Genomic DNA, 23,964 nt, shown 5'->3' on the forward strand with positions numbered 1-23,964 from the left:
CTCCGGCGGACGAAACCGGCGGGCAGGGCCGACAAGTCAGTGGGCCGGACCCTGATCCCAGCCGGCGATCAGGAAGATCCGCGTCGGATTCGCCGGACGGACGATCCGGTCGAACAATCCGACGAACCCGGAGACGTCGCCCCGGTAGGCGAGACGCTTCGCCGCGCGATACTCGTCCGCATCGACCGGACCCCAGTCGAGATCCCAGCCGGCATCATGGGCGAGCCGGGAGGCGAATACGCGCAGCGTCATCGCATTGCCCCTGCCGAACGGGTGCAGATACCCCAGCTCGTCATAGAAATGCGCAAGCCGGCGCACGAACACCGGACGATCAAGACACTTGAGATTCCGCTCGTCCGCCAGCTCGGCGGCGATGTTGGCGGCACCCGTCTCCAGCAGCGACGCGGGGAAGAACGCCTGCGAATTGCCCGCAAGCCCATCCGTGTTCGACCCCTGCACGTCGGCGGCGGTGTCGCGCGTACGCAACTGCCCCGCATGGGCGTACACCCCGTCGAACAGCATCCGATGGATCCCCTGCAGCTCCCGCAGATCACCGGTGGGGGAGACCGGCCGCTCCGCAAGCAGGATGTTCCTGGCGAACACCACATCCGCGGACGTATCCAACAGGCCGCCGTCCTCGCCGGCGCACGACCCGACGACATCGTCGACGCCGATGCGACCCGACTCGTAATCCCGGGCAAGTCCCGAGGCATGATCGCCGATCATCATTGATTCAAGCGCGCAGTTCTTGGCGGCGAAGGCGACTGCGCTCATCCGTTCCGCTGGCAACATAGTTCCGATCATAGACGGTCCGCGCGCCGATCAGCGCAGCGACCACGAAAAAGGGCCCGCGGTGTCGCACACCACGGGCCCTAAGACAACGACCGGAACCCCGGACGCTACTTGGTCAGCAGAGGATCGAGCACGGCGCCGGCCTCGACCTTGTAGATCAGATACGTGTCGTCGAACGGCAGGTTGAACAGCTGACGCTTGGCGCCGAACTCCTCGCGCTCGCCGATGAAGTTGATGTTGGCGTCCTTGAACTCCGGATGATCCTTGCCGATCATCAGAGCCGCATCCCCCACGTTCGAGGTGACGCCGACCAGCGACTTGGCGCCGGTGGCCTTGTCCACGACCTTGACGACCAGAAACAGTTCCTCAGCAGATGCCATGAAGGCCTCCTCTCACTTGACGGGGCCCGCATCCGCAGGCCGATGTGAAACCCCTTCATCCTATCGTGCGATCACAACAAACCGGAACCGTAGACCGGGGCGGAACCTCAGACCAGACCGGAACCTCAGACCAGACCGGCCCGCGCCTTCAGCGTCAGCACCCGCAGCGCGGCCTGATCCACCTGTCTGGCGAACGACGGATCCCTCTCCGCCCGCTCGAGCAGACCCCGCAGAATCGGATCGACGTCATTCCCGTCGCCGATGCAGATCAGATCGCCGCCCGCCGACACGAACCGGACGCCCAGCTGATCGGTGGGAACGCTCCCCACCGCCTCGGCCGACATCGAATCCGACGTCACCACGCCCCGATACCGCAACGTCGAACGCAGATACCCGTTCACGATCCTCGAGGAGAACGCCGCCGGCTGCGTGCCGTCGATCGCGTCATACGTGGCCAGCGACATCATCACCATATCCGGCCCGGCGACCAGCGCCTGACGGAACCCCTCGACCTGCCCGCCCGCACCGGCGTCCAGCGTGGTCGTCCGGTCCGTGATGCCGTCCGCCGTGAAATCGGTGTTGCCGCTCACCGCGCCCAGACCGGGGAAATGCTTCACCACGGCCATGACCCCCGCGTCATGCATGCCATTGACGAACGCCGCGGCATGCCGGCCGTTATCCACGGCCGACAGACCGAAGTCGCGATCCAACGCCCCGATCGGAGCGTTCCACTTCCTCGATGCGGAGGCCACCGTATCGGCCACCGGAGCCAGATCGACGTTCACGCCCGCCGCCTTCAACTGACCGCCCCACGTCCGCGCCGACCCGCGCAGAGCATCGACCGTCATCCGCCCCTGCTCCACGGCGCTGGGAATGTCCGAGAACCCCGGTCCCTTCAGATGCTGGACCTGACCGCCCTCCTGATCCGCGCAGATCAGCAGACCACGGCCCTTCGGCGAGTAGCCCTGCAGGGCGGAGGAGGCCTTCGACACGCCGGCGACCCCATCCGACCAATTGCCGATCAGCAGCACCGACCCGACATGGTCGTCGGCGATCATCGACCGGATCGACGACGGATCGTCCCCGGAGAACAGCGGCACCATCATCAGCTGCCCCACCTTCTCCTCGACGCTCATGCCCGCCAACGTCCGCTCGGCACGACGCTCCGCGGAATCCGACGATCCGCCGGCCTCGGCGGACGCCGTCGGGGCCGCGCTCGCCGACGGACGGACGGCGGGCGACCGCGACGGGGAGGCAGCCGAACTCGAGGGGGAGGGGGACGGGGAGGCGGACCCTCGCGCCGACGGGGAGGCCTCCCCGCATCCGGCCGAAACCATGACCAGCGCCATACCCATGACGGTGGCCGCCATCGTGCGAACGATCCTGCGGAGGGTTCCCGAACGCATCGTATCCAAATCGTGCATATGGTCCGTGATAGCACGGGCCATGGCATATGGGCCGGCCGATGGGCCATGACGGGGTCGAGGCGACGGGGCCGGATCCGGGTGAGGGTCGGCCCTGAGAAAACCGCCGGCCGCGGCCGCCCGCGCCGATGGTACCCTTGTGGGGTGGTTCGTCAGGGAACCATGGCACAACGGAAAGGACGCGGGCATCGGTATGGCGTCATCGCAGGACGAACGTGGGCGTGAGCCCCGTCTCTCGCCGCGCAAGGCGAGGAGGGGACTGACGCTGTTCGGATCATTTCTCAGGCTGTTCAACAGGCCGACCCGCGCACTCATCGTCTCCTGCCTGATCGTGATCGTGATTGCGCTGTGCGTGATCGTGCCCAAGGGATCCGACGAACTCATGTATTCGGCCGCCACCCAGCAGATCGTCTACGATGGCGGGACGCGCCCGGCGGCACTTGGGGGCGCGCAGGACTCCGCCGGCGCCGGTCCGACCGCGGACGGCACGCCGGCGCGGGGCGTCAAACATGTCGTCTCCCCGCCCGCGGCGAACGTCTTCCGCAAGTGGCGGGAGCCAAGCGGAGGTTCCCACATCGATCTCGCCGAGGTGCGCGACCTGCACGTCCGGGTCTCGATCGCCGACCAGAAGGTCTATGTGATGAGCGACGACGACGTGGTGTACACCATGATCTGCTCGACCGGCATGGACAATTCCACGCCCCGCGGCGAATTCACCATCCAGAACCGCGGCGAGGACTTCTTCAACGAGCATGAGGACATGGGCGCGAACTACTGGGTGTCGTGGGCCAACTACGGCGAATACCTCTTCCATACCGTGCCCACCGACCGCGCCGGCCATTACATCGTCCCCGAGGCCGAGAAGCTCGGCAGGCCCGCCTCCCACGGATGCGTACGGCTCACCGTCGCCGACGCCCGCTGGCTCTACGAGCAGCTGCCGCGCGGCACCCACGTCACCATCGCCTGACGGGCGTCGCCGTTGTCGCCGAATCACGCGGATCGCGTATATCCCGGCCGATCGGGACCCTTACTGTAGGCTGGAGGCATGTCTTTCTTCGATATATTCAGCATATTCCCCGATGGTGATCCCCGGGACCCCCGCAACAGGGGTGCCCGGCGGAACGGTACCGGCAACGACGACGATCCCGTGATCCTCAACATCACCACCGACGGTGATGAGCACGGCGGCGGCTCGCACACCCCGAACGGCGGCGGCCACCGTCCCCCGAACTTCCCCCGCATCCCGCGCGCGGCGCAGGGCGGCGCCCCGATGGGCCGCGGCAACAAGATCTTCATCGGCGTCGTCGTGGCGCTGGTGATCGTCGCCGCGCTGATCTTCGGCCTCGCCAACTTCATCACCGAGGTCATGTGGTATGCGCAGCTGGGCTTCTCCAAGGTGATCTGGACCACCGTCGGCGTGCGCATCGGCCTGTGGGCCGCCTACGCGATCGTGGTCGCGCTGGTCGCCTACGTCGCCGCCATCCTCGCCATCCGCAAGCGCCCCGACTTCGCCGACGGCTCCAAGATCCGCATCAAGGACGGCGTCATGGAGATCGACTCCGGCGTCAGCTCCAAGATCGCCCGCCGCGCCGCGCTGATCATCTCCCTGCTCGTCGGACTCGTGTTCGGCTTCCAGTTCAACGCCAACTGGTCCGAGGTGCTGCTGCTGTTCAACAACCAGTCGTTCGGCACCAAGGACCCGCAGTTCGGCATCGACACCGGCTTCTACGTGTTCGTCCTGCCCGGCCTGCGACTCGTGGTCGCCGCGCTGTTCACCCTGCTGGCCATGGGCCTCGCGTTCTCCGTCATCACCCATTTCCTCATGGGCGGCATCCGACTGACCATGCCGGTGCGCGGCCAGTCCCTGTTCGACATGACCCGTCCCGCCCGCCGTCAGATCGGCGTGTGGCTGATCCTGTTCTTCCTCATCTGGGCCGTGCGCATCGGACTGGGCGTGTTCGCCACGCTCACCGAGACCGGTGACCGCATCACCGGCGCCGCCTACTCCTCGGTGCACGCCACCATCCCCGTCACCTTCGCCATGGCTGCGCTCATCGCCGTGCTCGGCGTGGTGCTCGGCGTATGGATCATGACCAGCAAGGCGCTCAACTCCGGCACCCCCGCGTCCTCGGCCGCCGAGGCCCTGCGCGCATGGCGGACCCCGGTCGTGGCCGTCGCCGTCGTGGTGATCGCCTCCATGCTGCTCACCGTCGTCTACCCGGCGCTGCTGCAGCGCTTCAAGGTCAACCCGAACGCGCAGGAACTGGAATCCACCTACATCCAGCGCAACATCGACGCCACCGTCGCCGCCTACGGCCTGACCAACGTCAAGACCGAGGAATACGACGCCACCACCGCCGCCAAGTCCGGCGCACTGGAATCCGACGCCGAGACCACCGCGCAGATCCGACTGCTCGACCCTCAGGTCGTCTCGCCCACGTTCAAGCAGCTGCAGCAGTCCAAGCAGTACTACACCTTCGCCGACACGCTCGCCGTCGACAAGTACGAGATCAACGGCGTCAGCCAGGACACGGTGATCGGCGTGCGCGACATCAACCTCGCCGGCAACGACAACCGCAACTGGGTGAACGACCACACGGTGTACACGCACGGTTACGGCGTGGTCGCCGCCTACGGCAACAAGGTGACCGCCGACGGCCAGCCGCAGTTCTTCGAGAAGGACATCCCGACCTCCGGAGCCCTCACCGATTCGCAGCACTACGAGCCGCGCATCTACTTCTCGCCGAACTCGCCCGACTACTCCATCGTCGGCGCGCCCAAGGGCACGGCGGCATGGGAGTTCGACTACCCGACCGGATCCCAGGGCGCCACCAACACGTTCACCGGCGACGGCGGCCCCCGTCTGGGCAACCTGTTCACGAGGATCCTGTACGCCATCCGCTTCGCCTCCGACCAGATCCTGTTCTCCGACCGCGTCAACGGCGAATCCCAGATCCTCTACGATCGTGATCCGCAGACCCGCGTGAGCAAGGTCGCCCCGTACCTGACACTCGACGGCCGCGTCTACCCGGCCGTGGTGGACGGCCGCGTGAAGTGGATCGTCGACGGCTACACCACCTCCGACGCCTACCCGTACTCCCAGAAGACCGACCTCGGATCGGCCACCACCGACTCCCTGACCGTCAGCTCCAACACCGTCAAGGGTCTGGGCAGCCAGGAGGCCAACTACATCCGCAATTCGGTGAAGGCCACCGTGGACGCCTACGACGGCTCCGTCGACCTGTACGCATGGGATCCGAACGATCCGGTGCTCAAGGCGTGGGAGCAGATCTTCCCGAACCAGTACAAGCCGATCTCCGAGATCTCCGGCGACCTGATGAGCCACATGCGCTACCCCGAAAGCCTGTTCAAGGTGCAGCGTTCGCTGCTCGGCCAGTACCACGTGACCAAGGCGAACCAGTTCTTCTCCGGCGAGGACTTCTGGCAGACGCCGACCGACCCCACCGAATCCAGCTCCCAGAAGGAGCAGGGCATCAAGCAGCCGCCGTACTACCTGACGATGCAGACGCCCGGCACCGACGAGCCGACCTTCTCGCTCACCTCGTCGTACATCCCCGCCGGTTCGGTGACCCGAGAGATCCTCACCGGCTTCCTCTCCGTCGACTCCGACGCGGGCAGCACCAAGGGCAAGATCGGGCCGAACTACGGTACGATACGACTGCTGGAGCTGCCGAAGAACACCAACGTGCCCGGCCCCGGCCAGGCGCAGAACAACTTCAACGCGAACGCCGACGTCTCCAAGGAGCTCAACCTGCTCGAATCCGGCAGCACCAACGTGGAGCGAGGCAATCTGCTCACCCTGCCCATCGGCGGCGGTCTGGTGTACGTGCAGCCCGTGTACGTCAAGTCGTCGGGCGCCACCAGCTACCCGCTGCTGAAGAAGGTGCTCGTGGCCTTCGGCGATCAGGTCGGTTTCGCCGATACGCTCGACGAGGCGCTGGACCAGGTGTTCGGCGGCGATTCGGGCGCCTCGGCCGGCGACGCGGCCGACAACGGCTCCTCCGGGCAGTCCGGTACGGCGGGCAAGTCCGATTCGTCGAACGCCTCGGGCTCGAACAAGTCGCAGTCGCAGTCCTCCTCGGGTTCGGCGGCCTCGAACCCGCAGCTGAGTCAGGCGCTCAAGGACGCCGGACAGGCCATGAAGGACTCCGACACGGCCATGAAGAACGGCGACTGGACCGCCTACGGCGAAGCGCAGAAGAAGCTGCAGGACGCCATCAACAAGGCCATGGAGCTCGAGGGATCCAACTGATCCGCAGCCATGCCAGCCGGACGGGCCGGTCTTCCGGTCCCGTCGGTTCCGCCGGTCACGAGGGCCGACGCCATCCGTCTATGGGCGGGGCGTCGGCCCTCGGCCGTTCCCGGGGGAGCGCGGTCAGGTGTTACCGACGTGGTATTACACTGTTCCCGTGCAGTTATTGAACGAAACGTATTCCACCGAGCGGTACGAGGGCCGCACCATCGTCATCCGCGACGCGCAGGACGACGACCTGCTCGACATCACGCGCATCTACAACATGGCGGTGGTCGTCGGCGGCAGCACCGCGGACCTGACGCCGCGCAACCTCGATCAGCGTCGCGAATGGGTGTATTCGCACAATCCGAGGAACCAGTACCCGGTGGTGGTCATCGAAGTGGACGGCAAGGTGGCGGGATTCGCCTCGCTGTCGAAATACCACTCGAGGGCCGGATACTCCGAGATCACCGAGTTCAGCTACTACGTGGACAAGGCCTACGCCCGTCAGGGTCTGGGCACCCGGCTGGTGCGCTGGCTGCTGGACGCCGCCAAGCGCATCGGATTCCGCATCGCGGTATGCGTGGTGTTCGCCGACAACGCCGGCTCCACCGCGCTGATGAACCGGTTCGGCTTCGAACGCTACGGGTACCTGCCCCGGGCATGCCGCAACGGCGACCGGTTCCTCGACGTGGCGTACTGGTACAAGGATCTCGACTAGACATCCCGGCGGCGACCGGGCATACAGCAGGCATACAACAGGCAATCAGACGACAGGCAAAGAGGACGCAGGAGGAGACAACCATGGCATCTGACTTCTGGCTGGTGGCGGGACTGGGCAACCCCGGGGCGAAATACGAGGGCACGCGGCACAACATGGGCTTCATGTGCGCCGACGTGCTCGCCGAACGGTGGTCGGTCTCGTTCTCCGACCACAAGGGACTGGCGAAGCTCGGCAAGGGCGTGATGTCGCTGGGCGGGCAGCGGGTGAAGTTCTTCCTCGCCAAGCCGCTGACGTACATGAACGCCTCCGGCAACGCCGTCGCCTCGATCAGCGCCTACTACGACATCCCGGCCGAGCACATCGTGGTGATCCATGACGACATGGACCTCGAATTCGGCAGGATCAAGGTCAAGGCCGGCGGCTCCGCGGGCGGTCACAACGGCATCAAGTCCATCGACCGGTCCCTGGGCACGCCGAAGTACGCGCGTGTGCGGCTCGGCGTCGGCCATGCCCAGCGCGGAGCCCACGCCCACGACAACACGATCAACTGGGTGCTCGGCGGATTCTCCCCGGCCCAGCGCAAGGAGCTGCCGACGTTCCTGGCCGATGGCGCGGACGCCGCGGAAACCGTGATCTTCGACGGGCTGGCCAAGGCCCAGGAGCGGTTCAATGGCCGATAACTCGATAGCCGATGGCCGCGTGCGGGAACGCGGATCGGCCGACGTGGAGGACGTCACGCTCGGCGACATCAGAAGGCGGCTGAGCCGTGACCCGGCGTTCGCCTCGCTGCTGGACGGTTCGGCCGTCCGCTCCTCGTCCACGACGGAGCCGCAGCTCACCGTGGGGGCGGTGGAGGGCATCCGGCCGGCTCTGGCCGCGGCCTTGGCCGGCGACGCCGATACGGACCGTACAGAAACGGCCGGTGCATCCGGCGGCATGGTGACGCTCGTCGTGCCCTCCGGTCGCGACGCCGAGGAGATCGCCGGGGCATTGGCCTCATGGTATGACGGCGATCCCGCGGACATCGCCGTGCTCAAGGCCTGGGAGACGCTGCCGCACGAGCGGCTCTCCCCGCGCAGCGACACCGTGGCGAGCCGCATGGCCGTGTTCCGCCGTCTTGCGCATCCCGAAGCCGGCAGCGCGATGTTCGGCCCGATCCGCCTGCTGGTCATGCCGATCCGCTCGCTGATCCAGCCGGTGGCCGCCGGACTCGGCGACGTGGAGCCGCTGGTGCTGCGTGTCGGCGAGGAGATCGCGCTGGACGTCGCGGCCTCCCGACTGGTGGAAGGCGCCTACACCCGGACGGAACTGGTGATGGACCGTGGTGAGTTCGCCGTGCGCGGCGGCATCCTCGACGTGTTTCCGCCGACGGCCGCGCACCCGGTGCGCATCGAGTTCTTCGGCGACGAGATCGACTCCATCCACGAATTCCACGCCTCCGACCAGCGCACGTACGGCGACGGGCTGGACGGCATCTGGGCCACGCCCTGCCGCGAGCTCCAGTTCACCGATGCGGTGCGCGAACGCGCCCGGTCGCTGATCGGTCGCATCCCCAACGCCGACGACATGCTCGAATCCATCGCCGGGGCCATCGCCGTGGAGGGCATGGAATCCCTCATGCCCGCGTTGGTGGACGATCTCGTGTCGGTCGGCTCGCTGCTGCCCAAGGACGCGCGGATCCTGCTGTGCGACCCGCAGCGGCTGCAGCGGGCCGCGGAGGATCTCAACAAGACCGCCGACGAATTCCTCGCGGCTAGCTGGCATGTCGCCGCATCCGGCCACGGCGCCGGCGCGCCGATCAGCTTCGACCGGGCCAGCTTCCTCGACTACGACGATGCGGTGCGCGCTCTCGTCGCCTCCGGTCGGACGGTATGGAACCTCACCTCCTTCGGCGTGGATCCCGAACGGGACGGCCATGTGCAGCTCGGCGCCGTGCCGCCCGAGGAGTTCCGCGGTTCCGAGGAGCGGGCGTCTCGGGGCATCGACGGGCTGCTCGACCGCGGACTGAACGTCACCGTCACCGCCGCGGCGAAGGGCACGCTCTCCCGTCTGCGCCGCGTGCTGGAGACCGCCACCGTGACCGGCGTGCATTACGCGCTGTCCCGGGCGGCGGACGGCTTCGTCGACGAATCGGCCGGCGTGGCGCTGCTCACCGAGCGCGACCTGACCGGCAGGGCCGGCGTCGCAGCGCAGGCCAAGACGCCGAAGCGCCGACGCAAGGCCATCGACCTGATGGAGCTGAAGGAGGGCGACTACATCGTCCACGAGCAGCATGGCATCGGCCGGTTCGTCGCCATGCAGCAGCGCATGGTCGGCGCCGGCGCGGCGAAGTCGAAGCGCGAGTATCTGGTGGTGGAATATGCGCCGAGCAAGCGCGGGGCGCCGCCGGACCGCCTGTACATCCCCACCGACCAGCTCGACAAGGTCAGCAAGTACATCGGCGCCGACGTGCCGAAGCTCAACAAGCTCGGTGGCTCCGACTGGGCGGCGACCAAGGCCAAGGCGCGCAAGCACGTCAAGGAGATCGCCCAGGATCTGGTCAGGCTCTACTCGGCCCGGCAGAGCGCGAAGGGCTTCGCGTTCAGCCCGGACACCCCGTGGCAGAAGGAGCTCGAGGACGCGTTCCCGTATCAGGAGACCGCCGACCAGCTCACCACCATCGACGAGGTGAAGGCCGACATGGAGAAGCCCGTGCCGATGGATCGTCTGATCTGCGGCGACGTGGGCTTCGGCAAGACCGAGATCGCGGTGAGGGCCGCGTTCAAGGCCGTGCAGGACTCCAAGCAGGTGGCTGTGCTCGTGCCGACGACCCTGCTGGTCCAGCAGCACTACGAGACGTTCACCGAACGGTTCGAGGGTTTCCCCGTCAACGTGGCGGCGATGAGTCGGTTCCAGACGACCAAGCAGATCAACGAGACCATCAAGGCACTGGCCGACGGCACCGTGGACGTGGTCATCGGCACGCACAAGCTGCTCAACCCGAAGATCAAGTTCAAGGACCTCGGTCTGGTCATCATCGACGAGGAGCAGCGATTCGGCGTCGAGCACAAGGAGACGCTCAAGGCGCTGCGCACCAACGTCGACGTGCTGTCCCTCTCCGCCACGCCGATCCCGCGTACGCTGGAGATGGCGATCACCGGCATCCGCGAGATGAGCACCTTGGCCACCCCGCCCGAGGACCGTCTTCCCGTGCTCACCTACGTGGGCGCCTACGAGGACGCGCAGGTCACCGCGGCCATCCGCCGCGAGCTGTTGCGCGGCGGACAGGTGTTCTACGTGCACAACCGCGTCTCCGGCATCGACAAGCTCGCCGCGCACCTCAAGGAACTGGTCCCCGAGGCGAACATCGGCGTGGCCCACGGCAAGATGGGGGAGAAGCAGCTCGACTCCGTGATCCGCGACTTCTGGCATCGCGACATCGACGTGCTGCTGTGCACCACGATCATCGAGACGGGACTCGATATCTCCAACGCGAACACGCTGATCGTCGACCACGCCGACAAGTTCGGCCTCTCCCAGCTGCACCAGCTGCGAGGCCGCGTCGGCCGCGGCAGGGAACGCGCCTATGCCTACTTCCTGTACGATCCGACGAAGACGATGACGCAGACCGCGCACGATCGTCTGGCCACCATCGCGCAGAACACGGCGCTCGGCTCCGGCTACGACGTGGCCATGAAGGATCTGGAGCTGCGCGGCACCGGCAATCTGCTCGGCGGCGAACAGTCCGGACACATCGAGGGCGTGGGCTTCGATCTTTACGTGCGTATGGTCTCCGAGGCCGTGGAGCAGGTCAAGGAGCCCGACCGGCAGGCGGAGCCGGTGTCGGTCACCATCGACATCCCGGTGAACGCCTCGATCCCCGAACGCTACATCGACTCCGACAAGCTGCGTCTGGAGGCGTATCGCAAGCTCGCCGCGGCCCGCACCGAGGACGACTTCCGGGAGATTCGCGAGGAGCTCACCGACCGCTACGGCAGGCCTCCCGAACAGCTCGACATGCTGTTCGAGGTGGCGAGGCTGCGGGCCCGGGCCCGTGCGATCGGCCTGAGCGAATTGGTGATGCAGGGGCGCAACCTGCGCGTCGGACGGTTCGACCCCCGCGAATCCGTGCAGATGCGCATCGCCCGGATCTACAAGGGCGTGCAATACCGGCCCGTCACCCACCAGTACCTGATCCCCACGCCCTTCCAGGGCTCGATGGGCTCCGGGCCGATGAGCGGCGAGGAGGTGCTGGCCTGGGTGAACCAGCTGCTCGACGACCTGACCTGGACGCCGAAGCCGCGCAAGGGCCACGCCGGCTGACCTCACGCCGGCTGACCCGGTCCGGCAACGTCCAGTCCGGCGGCGACACTGTCTGCCATGAACATCGCCGAACAGCAGACCGCAGACACCGCAGCACAGACCACCGTGACGATCCGCAGGGCCGAGGAGTCGGACATCCCCAGAATCGACGTGCTCCTCGGCCAGGTGCTGGACGTCCATCACGCCGGTCGGCCCGATCTGTTCAGGGCCCACGCCCGCAAGTACGACGACGACCAGCTCCGGGCGATCATCGCCGACGACGACCGGCCGATCTTCGTGGCCGACGTCCCCGGTCTGCCGGTGGCCGGATACGCGTTCTGCGTCTTCCAGCGGCATCCCGACGACCACATCCTCACCGACATCACCACCCTGTACGTCGACGACCTGTGCGTGGACGAGGCCGCGCGGGGCACGCACGTCGGCTCGGCGCTGTACCGCCATGTGATCGGCTTCGCGCGCGAGAGCGGATGCCACAACGTCACGCTCAATGTCTGGTCGTGCAATCCGCAGGCCATGGCGTTCTATGAGCACATGGGGCTGCGCCCGTACAAGGTGGGGATGGAGGCCCTGCTGTGACGTTCTGCCGTAACGTCCTGCCGTGACGCCCCGCTGTGAGTCGACTACGTAGGAGCGTCCATGCGGCGGGGCTACCCGACGACGCCTTCCGGCCTCCGTTTTCCCGAGGAATTCCCAAGAAATTCAGCCGTTCGTCATACGGAATTGGACGACACTTTGAGCGAAGGTCCGGGCAACGTCCATAAAACGCATTACTCTTTACTTTGTCAGCACAACATTTTGCAAAAGGAGTAGTTGTGGCAGCAATTGAAAGCGTGTACGCACGCCAGATTCTTGATTCCCGTGGCAACCCCACCGTCCTGGTCTACCTGGAGACCGAAGACGGCGCTCTGGGCAAGGGCCTGGTTCCGTCCGGCGCCTCCACCGGTGAGGCCGAAGCCTGGGAGCGTCGTGACGGCGACAAGTCCGTCTACGGCGGCAAGGGCGTTCTCGACGCCGTCAAGGCCGTCAACGAAGTCATCGCCCCGAAGGTCATCGGCATGGACGCCGCCGATCAGCGCGCTCTCGACGAGACCATGATCGAGCTCGACGGCACTCCGAACAAGGGCAAGCTGGGCGCCAACGCCATCCTGGGCGTCTCCCTGGCCGCTCTGTACGCTTCCGCCGAGTCCACCGACCAGCCGCTGTACCGCTACATCGGCGGCACCAACGGCCACATCCTGCCGGTGCCGAACATGAACATCATGAACGGCGGCGCCCACGCCGACTTCGCCACCGACATCCAGGAGTACATGATCTCCCCGTACGGCTTCGACTCCTACAGCGAGGCCCTGCGCGCCGGCGTCGAGGTCTACCACACCCTGAAGAGCGTCCTGAAGAAGGAAGGCCTGAACACCGGCCTCGGCGACGAGGGTGGCTTCGCTCCGAAGATGAAGTCCAACGAGGACTCCCTGAAGTACATCATCGACGCCATCTCCGCCGCCGGCTACGAGCCCGGCAAGCAGATTGGCATCTGCCTCGACGTGGCCTCCTCCGAGTTCTACAACAAGGAGACCGGCAAGTACCACTTCGATGGCGAGGACCGCGAGTCCGCCTACATGCTGGACTACTACGAGAACCTCATCAACGAATACCCGATCGTCTCCATCGAGGATCCGTTCCAGGAAGAGGGCTGGGACGACTGGGCGGAGATCACCCGTCGCCTCGGCGATCGCCTGCAGTTCGTCGGCGACGACCTGCTGGTGACCAACCCGAAGCGTCTGGCCAAGGGCATCGAGCTCGGCGCCGCCAACTCCCTGCTGGTCAAGCTCAACCAGATCGGTTCCGTCACCGAGACCCTGGACGCCATCGAGCTGGCCACCAAGAACGGCTTCACCTCCATGGTTTCCCACCGCTCCGGTGAGACCGAGGACACCACCATCGCCGATCTCGCCGTCGCCAAGAACACCGGCCAGATCAAGACCGGTGCCCCGGCCCGTGGCGAGCGCATCGCCAAGTACAACCGCCTGCTGGAGATCGAGGAGGAGCTCGGCTCCACCGCCCAGTACGCCGGCTACAGCGCCTTCAAGGCCTGCAAGAAGTACACCAAGTAAGATTCGTCGGCCGAGGCACTCGGCCTGAATCGGTGTGTATGGTACCCGCCGCGGTCGTTTCAGTCGTCCGCGGCGGGTATTTTCGTGTCTATGGTCAAAACAGGCGGAGTCAAGCAGAATGCGGGAAGCCGATTCGGCGGCGGATCATCCCGCGCCGGGCGGACCGGTCAGGGCCGGGACGGCGTTCGCACGGGGGAGCGGAACGGCGCTGTGGCGGGAACGAAGCCGGGGGTGAAATCGTCCCGCCGATCGTCTTCGTTCGCCCCGGTCACGTTCTTCCTCGCACTGATCATCGTGGCCCTCGGCACCATCCAGCTGGTCTCCACCTTCCACACCTATGCGTTGAATCTGGCGGAACTGAATTCCCTGCGCAATCAGGAGGCCGCACTGGTGGCCAAGAAGGCGCAGCTGGAAAACGACATCGCCCGCTGGGATGACGACGCCTACGTCACCGCGCAGGCCCGGGAACGACTGGGATTCGTCTTCCCCGGGGAGAGGTCGGTCAGGGTGTTGCACCCGGAAGTGGTGGGGGGAACCTCGGCCAAGACCAATGACCGGTCCACGGTATCGGCGGAGAACAACCAGAACCTGCCCTGGTACAAGGACATGCTGGCCTCGTTCGAGAAGGCGGACGAGCAGACCGCGAAGTCAGACGGTCAGACGTCCGCGAGCCAGACCGATGACTCGAATCAGACCGACGGAACCGGCCAGACCGGTGGAACGACCCAGACGAAATGATCGATCGTGATTGATCGGTGATCGATGCGATACCCGACCCCATGAACCAAGAACCAAGGAAGGCAATGAGCGAGAACGACATGACATCCGGCAACGAGACGACTTTGGCCGCCGGTGCGCCCGCACCGGAGCGCAGCCATACGCTTACCGACGACGACCGTGCGCTGATCGCCGAGGTACTGGAGCGGCGGCTGTCCGAGGAGCTGGATCCCGAGGACGTGGCCTTGGTCCAGCGCCAGCTCGGCAGGTTCCCGCGTGGCATGGTGGCGGTCGGCGCGCGGTGCGTGTGCGGTACCCCGCTCGCGGTGATCACCCGTCCGCTGGTGGAGGGCCGCATCCCCTTCCCCACCACCTGCTACCTGACCAGCCCGGAGGCGGTGAAGGCGGTCTCCCACGTCGAGGCGGCGGGAGACATGGCCATGTACACGAAGCAGGTGCAGGAGGACGATCAGGTGGGCGCCGCCTATGCGAGGGCCCACGCCCTGTACCTCGAGTTCCGGCATCGTCTGGCCGCCCGACTCGGCGACGACGAAAGCCACATCCTCGGCACCAGCGCCGGCGGCATGCCGGTACGTGTCAAGTGCCTGCATGCTCTGCTCGGCCAGACGCTGGTCATGGGCCGGGGTGTGAATCCCATCGGCGACGAAGTGCTCGAGCGAATCCGCGACGAATTCGATCCGACCGTCTGCCGCTGCGCGATCCGCCGCGGTACGACGGACTGAACGGCACTGCGGACTGAGCGATGTTGACGACAATAACCGAGACAACTATGACAGCGACGAAGGAGAGACGATGGCTGGCGTGAAGGTGGCGGGCATTGACTGCGGCACCAATTCGATCCGTCTGATGATCGCCACGGTTGACGATCGTGGCATGCATGTGGAGGTGCCGCGCATCATGCGCGTGGTACGGCTTGGACAGGACGTGGACAAGACCCATCGGTTCGACGATGCGGCGCTGGCCCGCACCTACGCCGCCATCGACGAGTTCGCCGAGGTGCTGGCGGAGCATCCGGTGGACGCCCTGCGGTTCGTGGCTACGTCGGCCACTAGGGACGCCGAGAACCGTGACGAGTTCGAGGACGCCGTGTTCGCCAGGCTCGGTGTCCGTCCCGACGTCATCCCCGGCTCCGAGGAGGCCGCGCTGAGCTTCCTTGGTGCGACCTCGGTGATGGAGGCCGGTCACACGGCCGACGAGCTGCCACAGGCGCCATACACGGTGATCGATCTGGGCGGGGGATCCACCGAGATGGTGATCGGTGGCGACGGGAAGGACGCCCCGATCGACCGGGTGACCGCCGCGTTCTCGATGAACATCGGATCGGTGCGCATGAGCGAGCGGCATCTGGTGTCCGATCCGCCCACCGACGAGGAGATCCGCGCCGCCGTCGAGGACATCGACGAGCATATCGACGAAGCGTTCTCCCACGTACCGGCATGGCATACGGGCACGCTGATCGGCGTCTCCGGCACCGTGACCACGATGAGCGGCATCGCGCTCGGACTGAAGGAATACGACCGTGAGGCCGTCGACGGCGCGCGGATCGGATTCGATGAGGCGTGCGAGACCTGCGATCGAGTGCTCACCATGACCCGCGAGCAGCGTCGGGAATACCCCGTGATCCACCCCGGCCGCATCGATGTGATCGGCGGCGGCGCGCTGGTGTGGAACCGCGTACTCAGGCGCATCGGTCAGGCGGTGCTCGAGCGGGAGGGGCGCGTACTGGATTCGTACATCACCAGCGAGCACGGCCTGCTCGACGGCATCGTGCTGGATCTGGGCCGCCGTCTGCTCGGCTAGTCGTCCGTACGGCTGACGTTCAGCCGTCCAATCCATGCCATGTCCGGAGGCCTTTGGTCCACGGGCATGGCATAATTATTGTCTGTCATGTCGCGGCCGCGCTGCCGTGACGGGCCTCCATGGCGAAATTGGTATACGCATCCGACTTAAAATCGGCCGCTTCGGCTTGCGGGTTCGAGTCCCGCTGGAGGCACACTGATCTGCCGATGTCTTTCGACTGGTGGACGGCTTACCTGTTCGTTGCAAAGGTGTGCGAAGATGTGGCGCATGACTGAGAACATCGAACATACCAAGGATTCCAAGAACACCGTGGCCGCGGCCGTGCGGGCGGACAATGCCGAACGGTTCCTCGCGGTCACGCGCGGCGTGCTGGTCGCCGGCGTGATGTGCCTGTGCGAACTGGTGTCGGCCCCGCTCGTCAATTCGCTGGCCGGCGGGGCGTTCACCCTGCTGCCGTGGGCCAGCGTGGCCTGTCTGCTGTCCGTGGCGTTCGTGCTCATTCTCGGCTTCGCCTTCCTGTGGCTGGCCGAAAGTCTTTCGCGCAACTTCTCCGGCAGGGCGACGCCGGTGTGCTACGGTCTCGTGGGCATGATCTCCTATGGCATCTGGGGCGGTCTGGTCTTCCCTGCGATCATCAATTCGATCCTCAGGCCGGCCGGACTGACCGAGATCTCCGGCATGGGCAATTGGATGATTACCCTCAACTGCCTGATCATCGGCATGGTCTCCTACTCTCTGGCCTACATCTTCGCCCCGTCGATGGCGAAGAAGCGCGGCGGCGTGATCGCCATCGGCGTGGTCGTCGTGGCGGCTGCGCTGCTTGGGGCGTTCTTCCTCTGGCAGTTCTACGCCCGTCTGTACTGACCCCTGTACTGATCATCCGTACTGACCCGGATCGGACTGTTCCTGTCCGCGGCACGCGCTAGTTTTAACCGTTATATGTGCCAATGAGGCCCATGGTCTCAACGCAACGACAATACAAGGAGTGACGATGAGCGAATCTACGATGCCCAGCGTGAATGCCGAATTCGGCGCGACTCCGGCGATCGAGTTTCCGACCGAAACCGCACCCGCCGGTCTCAAGAGCGTGGAAATTGTGGAGGGCGACGGCCCGGTGGTCCGCAAGGGCGACACGGTGACCGTGAACTACCACGGCGTGGTCTGGGGCAAGCAGACGCCGTTCGACTCCAGCTTCGAGCGCCACCAGCCCGCCAGCTTCGGCATCGGCGTGGGACAGGTCATCAAGGGTTGGGACCAGACCGTCCCCGGCCATAACGTCGGCTCCCGTCTCGTCGTCTCGATCCCGCCGGAGTACGGCTACGGTTCGCGCGGCGTTCCGCAGGCCGGCATCGGCGGCGGCGATACGCTGGTGTTCGTCATCGACATCATCTCCACGCGCTGAGCGATCCCGGGAATCCGGGAACCGTCATGACGTATGATGTGGGACCGGCGGCATGAGCACCGTTCTGTGACGGGCATGTGCCGCCGGTCTCGCTGTAACCGTCAGTTGCGCAAACCAGCAAGTTCACAACCATTAGCAATGTGTTCGGGCCGTGCGGGCCCGACGATGAGGAGGTCTACCATGGCCGAAGAGAAGGCCCTGCTGCTCACGCAGGAAGCATACGACAAGCTCCAGGCGGAGCTGAAGTGGCGTGAGGGCGAATACCGCGACGAGATCATCGAGAAGGTGGCCGCCGCCCGTGCCGAAGGCGATCTGAGCGAGAACGGCGGATATCAGGCCGCCCGCGAGGCCCAGCGCAAGAACCAGGGCCGTATCGACGAGCTGACCGTGAAGCTGCGCTCCGCCAAGATCCTGAGCGCCCCCGATGCCGGCAAGGTCGGCAACGGCTCCGTGGTGACCCTGGACGTCATGGGCAACGAGATGGTGTACGTGCTGGGCTCCCGCGATCTTTCCGTGGCGACCGACTACGACATCATCAGCCCCGAATCCCCGATCGGCGCCGCCATCATGGGCGCCAACGCCGGCGACTCCGTGAGCTACAAGGCTCCCAACGGTCGCGAGATTCAGGTCACGATCAAGGATTCGAAGCCGCTGACCGCCTGATCGGCGACGTGACGCGTCGCATGGCGTAACGCATCACGTATCGGGTGGTGCCATGCATCGAGGGGCTCCCGCCGTCATGACGGGAGCCCCTCGCGTACGTGTCGGACCGTATACCGGACCGTGTCGGACCGTATCGGCCGCAATCGTGCCGGTGGGGGAATGCTAGACGGTCTGCATCAGTGCGACCGCGACGAAGTAGATCGCGACCATGTGGCAGGCGTACCCGGCGACGGTGCCGCAGTGGAAGATCTCGTGGAAGCCGAACACCTTCGGCCACGGATCGGGCCGGCGCAGCGCATAGACGATGGCGCCGGCGATGTAGCAGGCGCCACCGGCCCCCAGCAGGATCACGACGACCGGTCCGGCATAGGGGGAGGTCCAAAACAGGCCGAGATAGGCCACGCCGGAGACGCCGAAGATGATGTAGACGATGGTGTACAGCCATCGGGGGGCGTTGATCCACACGACGTGGATGATCAGCGCGATGGTGGTGCACACCCAGATGCTCGTCAGGATGAAGTCTCGCCAGAACGGGTTCAGGGCGAAGGAGACCGGCGTATAGGTGCCGGCGATCAGTAGGAAGATGTTGACGTGGTCGATTCTGCGCAGCACGTCGGTGACTTTCGGCGACCAGTCGCCCAGATGGTAGGCGGCGGAATTGCCGAACAGGATCAGCGAGCATGTCATGAACACCGCGCACGCCCATTTGAGCAGCACGGTGGGGGAGATGCAGATCAGCACGATGCCCGCGGCCAGGGCCAGCGGGGTGGCGACGGCGTGGATCCATCCGCGCATCAGGGGCTTCGGCCGTCCGTGGACGTCGAGGCGCACCTTGCGGATGCCGATGGCTCGGTCCTCGACCCGCCGCGCCCTGAGCTCGCCGCGGGCGATGATCCTGTCCGCTCGGGCCTTGGCCCTGGCGCGGATCTCCCGGGCCTTGGCCTGCTGATCCTCGAGGAACGCCCGGCGCACCGCGGCCCGCGCCTGATCGAGCTGCCTCGCACGATCCTCGGGGCCGAGCGTGGAGGGGTCCACGCCGATCAGCGATTCGTCGTCATGTGCCATGTCCGGTGTTTCCTCGTGCCCCATCACTTGCCTCTTTTCCGACGAACGACACCTAACCTACGCTACCGTAACTTACGCTACCGTAGGTTGGATGTCAACGGATGCGCCAAAGCCGCCTCGTGCCTCGCTCCGATCGGCGTTCCGACCGGGCGACACCCGTGTTGTCCGATGGTTTTTCCACTTCACCCATTAGCATAAAAGCATGGTTGATTTTTCTCATCTCGTGGCGAATAATCCGGATTTCACGGATCTGGATCGTGAATGGCTCCATCATCTGGTGGCGGACTGGCAGGTGATCGCGGACCTGAGCTTCGCGGACCTGCTGCTGGTGCTGCCCACCCCATCCGGGGAATACATCGTGGCGGGACAGTGCCGCCCCTCCACGGTGATGTCGGTCCGTCTGGACGACATGGTCGGCAAGCTCATCGAAGGGGAGGACGTCCGGGCCATCTCCAAGGCCATGGGGGAGCAGAAGATCTCCCGTCTGGACCACTACCGGGCGGTGGGCAACACCACAGTGTGCGACGTGTACGCGCCGGTTCGCCGCGAAGGCAAGGTCCTCGGCGTGGTGGTCCGCGAGACGAACATGGCCACGCGCATGCTCAACGGCCGGTATGAGTCCGAATCCATCGCCGCCGGCAAGAAGCTGTTCGAAATGATTCCGGCGGGCACGTTCCCGTACCATGACGCCATCCTCAACCAGCGTCATAACGCCCGCGTCTCCGACGGCTTCATCGTCCTGTCCGAGGACGGCGTCGTCGAATACGCCTCGCCCAACGCGATCAGCTGTTTCCGCCGTCTGGGCTCCGTCGAGGTCATGGAGGGCCAGTACCTCTCCGAGATCGGCACCGCCCTGATCCACGAGCGCGACATGCTGTCCGAGACACTGCCCCTCGTATTGTCCGGCAAGGCCGCCGTGGACTCCGAGATCAACGCCAACCGTTCCACGGTGTCGATGCGGTCCCTGCCGTTCTTCGACGGACGCGGCCGGTCGGGCGCCGTGGTGCTGTGCCGCGACGTGACCGAGGTCCGTCGCCGCGAAAAGGAACTGGAGACCAAGGACGCGGCCATCGCCGAGATCCACCACCGCGTGAAGAACAATCTGCAGGCGGTCTCCGCCCTGCTGAGGCTGCAGGCCCGCAGGACCAAGTCCCCCGAGGTCAAAAGCGAGCTGGAGGAGGCCATGCGGCGCGTGGAGACCATCGCCGTGGTGCACGAGGGCCTGAGCCAGACCGCCGACGAGATCGTGGACTTCGACAAGGTGATCTCCGACCTGCTGCGCATGAGCGTCGATCTGGCCACCAGCAAGGAACAGCACATCCACATCTCGTACCTGGGCAAGTTCGGCATGATGCCCGCCCAGGACGCCACGCCGCTGTCGCTGGTGCTCACCGAGCTGGTCACCAATGCGGTGGAGCATGGCTTCCAGGGCCGTACCGAAGGCAACGTGTGGATCTCCGTGGGCCGTGGCGGCAACAACCTCAACGTGGTCGTGGAGGACGACGGCATCGGCTACACGTCGGAATCCGATCAGGGCATGGCCCGTTCCAGCGGTTCGGGACTGGGCACGCAGATCATCAACACCTTCGTGACCAACGACTTCGGCGGATCCGTGCGCTGGGAGCCCCGACGCGACGGCGGCACGCGCGTGGTGCTTGACATGAAGCTTCGCGCGGCGAAGTAGCGAAGCGGTGAAGCGGCGGAGCCGGCCGTGGCCGCCGGACCAGGTCAATAGAACAGGCCGATGAAAAAGGCTCCGGGATGATCGAGTGATCGTCCCGGAGCCTTTCCGTACGGACTCCTACTGCGTGCCTGATGCCTAGCGCGCTGATGTATGCGAGATCAGGTGTATGCGAGATCAGGCCTGCATCTGCAGGGCGGCGGAGCGGCGGGCGCGCATCGCGCGACGCTTCAGGGCGCGACGCTCATCCTCGCTCAGGCCTCCCCAGACGCCATAGTCCTGATTGGTGTCCATCGCGCACTTGAGGCACGCATCGATGACCTTGCAGGTGCGGCATACGGCCTTGGCCTCTTCGATCTGCTGGTATGCGGCGCCGGTGTTGCCCACGGGGAAAAACAGCTCGGGGTCCTTGTCTCGACAGGCCGCCTTGGCACGCCAATCGTATGCACTGCTCATGGTATTCCTCGATCCGATGTTGGCTACAGATATCTCAACTATGAGCAAACCATGAATGGCTCGACATTTCAAGGGTTATTGTGGGTTATTACGCTTTTAGATGCTGGATTCGCCATATCGGCTCTCCCCGGACGCACTGGATGATCATGGACCGGCCCCGCGAAAGCAGTACGGCGCGGCCCGCCGTGGCGATGTCGGTGTCGGTGAGCGAGGCGAGGATCGTCATCGGTATGCCGGCCATCATGTCGATCGCACGGTCGCCGGTGGGGAAGATGATCCTCACCCCGCAGTGTTCGGGGAACCGCAGATGACGGCACGACCCGAGCGAGAAGACCACGACGTGATGCGGATCCCTCAGCGCCGAACGGAACTCGTCGGCACAATTCCCGGTGCTCAGCGGGTCGATCAGCGCATCGGCGTCATCGACCAGCCAGAACCGTCTGCGGATCCTTCCCGGTGACACGGATCCTTGCGACACGGGTCCCTGTGACGTGGTCTCCCGCGAACCGACCGACGGTTCGGTGTTCCGAACGTCCGGGGCCGGCCGGTCGAACGGTCCGGACGGTGTCCTGCCGGTGGCGCGGAACGGCAGTCCGGACCGGGCGAGACGATCCGCGATGACGCCGAGCAGCGTGCTCTTACCCCGTCCGTCGGCGCCGACGACGGCGATATTGCCCTGATCCAATGGCAACAGGCAGGGCGACAGACGCACTCCGGTATCCTCCAGGCCGATGCACAGGGCTTCCGGCGTTCCGGACGCGATACGGACGACGGGAGCCCGATCGGGAGGCAGCGTTCTCGGCAGCGGCGCGGAGAACAGCGGAGGGGGCGGTTCCAGCCCGAGAAACCGCGTGGCCCTCGCGCACCCGGTCACCAGCGCTTCGGCGCGACGGGGCGAGGCGCAGCGGAACCTCACACGTCGTTCGCCGTCGAAGGAGTAGGCCACGCCGGGCTGTTGCGGACTGATCAGCGCCGCGCGGGAGTCGCCGATCAGCTCGGCCGACTGCAGCGGATCCCTTACCCGCAGACAGATGTTCAGCCCGATGTTCGCCTTCATGTCGGTGGTGACCTGCCCCATCGGATTCTGCGTGCACACCACCAGATGCATGCCGAGCGATCGGCCCAGCGAGGCCAACGACACCAGCCGGTCCATGTAATCCGGCAGCTGGTTGCGCAGCGCGTGGAATTCGTCGATCACCACCATCAGCCGAGCCGGAGGATCCTCAAGCTCGTCGACGGAGGCCGCGTGCCGTGCCGCGGCCAGATGCTCACGGCGTTTGAGCTCCGTTTCGATGACACGCAGCGCCCTGACGGCATGGGAGATGTCGAGATCGGAGACGAACCCGACCGTATGCGGCAGACGGTGCAGCACGCGGAACGCCGATCCTCCCTTGAAGTCCAGAAACACGAAGTTCAGCCTGTTCGGCGGCACGCGGCAGGCCATCGACAGACACCAGGATTCCAGCAGCACGGATTTGCCGGAACCGGTGGTGCCGGCGACCAGGGCGTGCGGTCCCGATCCCGGCAGATCGACGTCGTAGCGTTCCCGATCGGTCATGCCGATGGGAACCGTCCAGCACGACGATGCGTCGTCCGCGTCATGCCAGCGTCGGACGATACCGCGCCAGACGTCGGTCGCGGTCGCCGTGTTGAGACCGAGCAATGATTCGAGATCGGCGGTGGGGATCTCTGCCGCATGGTGGTCGGCCGAGTCCTCCCGGGATTGGCTTGCGGCTGCGGAAGCGGGGGAGTCTGGGGAGTCCGCGGCGGGGTGCCCGTAATCGGGGGCGTGACGCTGCGACAGCAGCATGGCGAGTGCCGAGGCCACGCATCCGATGAATCCGGGGATGATGAGCCCCGCGAACGTCCATCGGCCCTCGACCGCCATCATGGCCAGCAGCATCAGCTGTCCCACTGCCGGGGCGATCATGGCGATGACGAACAGCGAGGCGCCGGAGGCATGCCGTGGACGGGCCCGCTCCGGATCCGATCCGACCGGACCTTCCGCATGATTGCCGTTGCCGCGACGGTTGCCGGGGTCATGTCCACGGCGGCGCGACGGTCTGAATACTGAGGTCATGTCTCGAGTGTGCGATCAACCGACCCGTCCGGTCAAGCCGATCCGGCGAATGTGGATAAGTCAGCGGCCGTCCACAGCCGTGAGCGGGCTCTTC

General features: G+C 65.8%; 20 protein-coding genes and 1 tRNA gene. 15 read left to right on the plus strand and 6 right to left on the minus strand.

Translation table 11 applies throughout. From position 1 onward, the window contains the following. Window positions 1–36: 36 nt before the first annotated feature. The 3 genes from CSQ87_RS07105 to CSQ87_RS07115 all read right to left on the minus strand — a co-directional run bounded on the left by CSQ87_RS07105 (window position 37) and on the right by CSQ87_RS07115 (window position 2,596). Window positions 37–804 (minus strand): Fic/DOC family protein, encoded by a 768-nt coding sequence (locus CSQ87_RS07105; RefSeq protein ID WP_207761116.1) that lies wholly within the window; start codon window positions 802–804, stop codon window positions 37–39. Between the two features lie 95 nt (window positions 805–899). Further along, complete coding sequence (locus CSQ87_RS07110) at window positions 900–1,172, minus strand: hypothetical protein (RefSeq protein ID WP_100513184.1); 273 nt, start codon at window positions 1,170–1,172, stop codon at window positions 900–902. Between the two features lie 125 nt (window positions 1,173–1,297). After that, window positions 1,298–2,596: a glycoside hydrolase family 3 N-terminal domain-containing protein gene (locus CSQ87_RS07115; protein WP_243388874.1), complete on the minus strand. Its 1,299-nt coding sequence runs from the start codon at window positions 2,594–2,596 to the stop codon at window positions 1,298–1,300. Between the two features lie 193 nt (window positions 2,597–2,789). On the opposite strand from CSQ87_RS07115, the gene CSQ87_RS07120 reads away from it, so the two are divergent. From CSQ87_RS07120 to CSQ87_RS07185, 14 genes are all read left to right on the plus strand, one after another. Next, window positions 2,790–3,563 carry a L,D-transpeptidase gene (locus tag CSQ87_RS07120; RefSeq protein ID WP_100513185.1) on the plus strand — a complete coding sequence of 258 codons (774 nt, stop codon included), beginning with the start codon at window positions 2,790–2,792 and terminating at the stop codon, window positions 3,561–3,563. A 78-nt stretch (window positions 3,564–3,641) separates the two neighbouring features. Beyond that, complete coding sequence (locus tag CSQ87_RS07125; protein WP_100513186.1) at window positions 3,642–6,869, plus strand: UPF0182 family membrane protein; 3,228 nt, start codon at window positions 3,642–3,644, stop codon at window positions 6,867–6,869. 166 nt (window positions 6,870–7,035) lie between these two features. Then, the gene (locus CSQ87_RS07130) at window positions 7,036–7,572 is read left to right on the plus strand and encodes a GNAT family N-acetyltransferase (RefSeq protein ID WP_217624134.1); all 537 of its coding nucleotides are present in this window, start codon (window positions 7,036–7,038) and stop codon (window positions 7,570–7,572) included. An 83-nt stretch (window positions 7,573–7,655) separates the two neighbouring features. Further along, a complete protein-coding gene (gene pth, locus CSQ87_RS07135) occupies window positions 7,656–8,255 on the plus strand; it encodes an aminoacyl-tRNA hydrolase (protein WP_100513187.1) in 600 nt (199 codons plus the stop codon). After that, window positions 8,245–11,877 carry a transcription-repair coupling factor gene (gene mfd / locus CSQ87_RS07140; protein ID WP_100513188.1) on the plus strand — a complete coding sequence of 1,211 codons (3,633 nt, stop codon included), beginning with the start codon at window positions 8,245–8,247 and terminating at the stop codon, window positions 11,875–11,877. The genes pth and mfd overlap by 11 nt, the downstream gene beginning before the upstream one ends. Before the next feature lie 57 nt (window positions 11,878–11,934). Further along, entirely contained in the window at window positions 11,935–12,453 is a 519-nt protein-coding gene (locus CSQ87_RS07145; protein WP_100513189.1) for a GNAT family N-acetyltransferase, read from the plus strand. 236 nt (window positions 12,454–12,689) lie between these two features. Beyond that, the gene (gene eno / locus CSQ87_RS07150) at window positions 12,690–13,985 is read left to right on the plus strand and encodes a phosphopyruvate hydratase (protein WP_100513190.1); all 1,296 of its coding nucleotides are present in this window, start codon (window positions 12,690–12,692) and stop codon (window positions 13,983–13,985) included. Window positions 13,986–14,195: 210 nt separating this feature from the next. Beyond that, a complete protein-coding gene (locus CSQ87_RS07155) occupies window positions 14,196–14,723 on the plus strand; it encodes an FtsB family cell division protein (RefSeq protein WP_243388875.1) in 528 nt (175 codons plus the stop codon). An 80-nt stretch (window positions 14,724–14,803) separates the two neighbouring features. Then, window positions 14,804–15,445 (plus strand): DUF501 domain-containing protein, encoded by a 642-nt coding sequence (locus CSQ87_RS07160; RefSeq protein WP_100513283.1) that lies wholly within the window; start codon window positions 14,804–14,806, stop codon window positions 15,443–15,445. A 70-nt stretch (window positions 15,446–15,515) separates the two neighbouring features. Then, window positions 15,516–16,523: a Ppx/GppA phosphatase family protein gene (locus tag CSQ87_RS07165; protein WP_100513192.1), complete on the plus strand. Its 1,008-nt coding sequence runs from the start codon at window positions 15,516–15,518 to the stop codon at window positions 16,521–16,523. A 113-nt stretch (window positions 16,524–16,636) separates the two neighbouring features. Continuing rightward, window positions 16,637–16,716, plus strand: a tRNA-Leu gene (locus tag CSQ87_RS07170). Between the two features lie 74 nt (window positions 16,717–16,790). Next, window positions 16,791–17,387 carry a 4-hydroxybenzoate polyprenyltransferase gene (locus CSQ87_RS07175; RefSeq protein ID WP_133122364.1) on the plus strand — a complete coding sequence of 199 codons (597 nt, stop codon included), beginning with the start codon at window positions 16,791–16,793 and terminating at the stop codon, window positions 17,385–17,387. Window positions 17,388–17,514: 127 nt separating this feature from the next. Continuing rightward, window positions 17,515–17,925, plus strand: coding sequence for an FKBP-type peptidyl-prolyl cis-trans isomerase (locus CSQ87_RS07180; RefSeq protein ID WP_100513194.1), 411 nt, complete (start codon window positions 17,515–17,517; stop codon window positions 17,923–17,925). Between the two features lie 180 nt (window positions 17,926–18,105). Then, entirely contained in the window at window positions 18,106–18,588 is a 483-nt protein-coding gene (locus tag CSQ87_RS07185; RefSeq protein WP_100513195.1) for a GreA/GreB family elongation factor, read from the plus strand. Window positions 18,589–18,750: 162 nt separating this feature from the next. On the opposite strand, the gene trhA is transcribed toward CSQ87_RS07185, so the two are convergent. Beyond that, entirely contained in the window at window positions 18,751–19,653 is a 903-nt protein-coding gene (trhA, locus tag CSQ87_RS07190) for a PAQR family membrane homeostasis protein TrhA (RefSeq protein ID WP_100513196.1), read from the minus strand. Window positions 19,654–19,855: 202 nt separating this feature from the next. On the opposite strand from trhA, the gene CSQ87_RS07195 reads away from it, so the two are divergent. Further along, entirely contained in the window at window positions 19,856–21,337 is a 1,482-nt protein-coding gene (locus CSQ87_RS07195) for a sensor histidine kinase (RefSeq protein WP_100513197.1), read from the plus strand. A 174-nt stretch (window positions 21,338–21,511) separates the two neighbouring features. Here CSQ87_RS07195 and CSQ87_RS07200 read toward each other — a convergent pair whose 3' ends face one another. Then, window positions 21,512–21,790: a WhiB family transcriptional regulator gene (locus tag CSQ87_RS07200; protein ID WP_093961469.1), complete on the minus strand. Its 279-nt coding sequence runs from the start codon at window positions 21,788–21,790 to the stop codon at window positions 21,512–21,514. 88 nt (window positions 21,791–21,878) lie between these two features. After that, a complete protein-coding gene (locus CSQ87_RS07205; RefSeq protein ID WP_243388876.1) occupies window positions 21,879–23,870 on the minus strand; it encodes an FtsK/SpoIIIE domain-containing protein in 1,992 nt (663 codons plus the stop codon). Window positions 23,871–23,964 lie beyond the last annotated feature (94 nt).

Source organism: Bifidobacterium simiarum, assembly GCF_002802905.1.
In the GTDB taxonomy this organism is placed as follows: domain Bacteria; phylum Actinomycetota; class Actinomycetes; order Actinomycetales; family Bifidobacteriaceae; genus Galliscardovia; species Galliscardovia simiarum.

Bases quoted from the DNA above. Each gene is read 5' to 3' on its own strand.
- CSQ87_RS07175 (WP_133122364.1), top strand. From the start codon at position 16,791: ATGACTGAGAACATCGAACATACCAAGGATTCCAAGAACACCGTGGCC.
- CSQ87_RS07115 (WP_243388874.1), bottom strand. From the start codon at position 2,596: ATGCACGATTTGGATACGATGCGTTCGGGAACCCTCCGCAGGATCGTT.
- CSQ87_RS07180 (WP_100513194.1), top strand. From the start codon at position 17,515: ATGAGCGAATCTACGATGCCCAGCGTGAATGCCGAATTCGGCGCGACT.
- CSQ87_RS07195 (WP_100513197.1), top strand. From the start codon at position 19,856: ATGGTTGATTTTTCTCATCTCGTGGCGAATAATCCGGATTTCACGGAT.
- CSQ87_RS07110 (WP_100513184.1), bottom strand. From the start codon at position 1,172: ATGGCATCTGCTGAGGAACTGTTTCTGGTCGTCAAGGTCGTGGACAAG.
- mfd (WP_100513188.1), top strand. From the start codon at position 8,245: ATGGCCGATAACTCGATAGCCGATGGCCGCGTGCGGGAACGCGGATCG.
- CSQ87_RS07165 (WP_100513192.1), top strand. From the start codon at position 15,516: ATGGCTGGCGTGAAGGTGGCGGGCATTGACTGCGGCACCAATTCGATC.
- CSQ87_RS07145 (WP_100513189.1), top strand. From the start codon at position 11,935: ATGAACATCGCCGAACAGCAGACCGCAGACACCGCAGCACAGACCACC.
- CSQ87_RS07200 (WP_093961469.1), bottom strand. From the start codon at position 21,790: ATGAGCAGTGCATACGATTGGCGTGCCAAGGCGGCCTGTCGAGACAAG.
- CSQ87_RS07205 (WP_243388876.1), bottom strand. From the start codon at position 23,870: ATGACCTCAGTATTCAGACCGTCGCGCCGCCGTGGACATGACCCCGGC.
- CSQ87_RS07125 (WP_100513186.1), top strand. From the start codon at position 3,642: ATGTCTTTCTTCGATATATTCAGCATATTCCCCGATGGTGATCCCCGG.
- CSQ87_RS07105 (WP_207761116.1), bottom strand. From the start codon at position 804: ATGATCGGAACTATGTTGCCAGCGGAACGGATGAGCGCAGTCGCCTTC.
- pth (WP_100513187.1), top strand. From the start codon at position 7,656: ATGGCATCTGACTTCTGGCTGGTGGCGGGACTGGGCAACCCCGGGGCG.
- CSQ87_RS07185 (WP_100513195.1), top strand. From the start codon at position 18,106: ATGGCCGAAGAGAAGGCCCTGCTGCTCACGCAGGAAGCATACGACAAG.
- CSQ87_RS07120 (WP_100513185.1), top strand. From the start codon at position 2,790: ATGGCGTCATCGCAGGACGAACGTGGGCGTGAGCCCCGTCTCTCGCCG.
- CSQ87_RS07160 (WP_100513283.1), top strand. From the start codon at position 14,804: ATGACATCCGGCAACGAGACGACTTTGGCCGCCGGTGCGCCCGCACCG.
- trhA (WP_100513196.1), bottom strand. From the start codon at position 19,653: ATGGCACATGACGACGAATCGCTGATCGGCGTGGACCCCTCCACGCTC.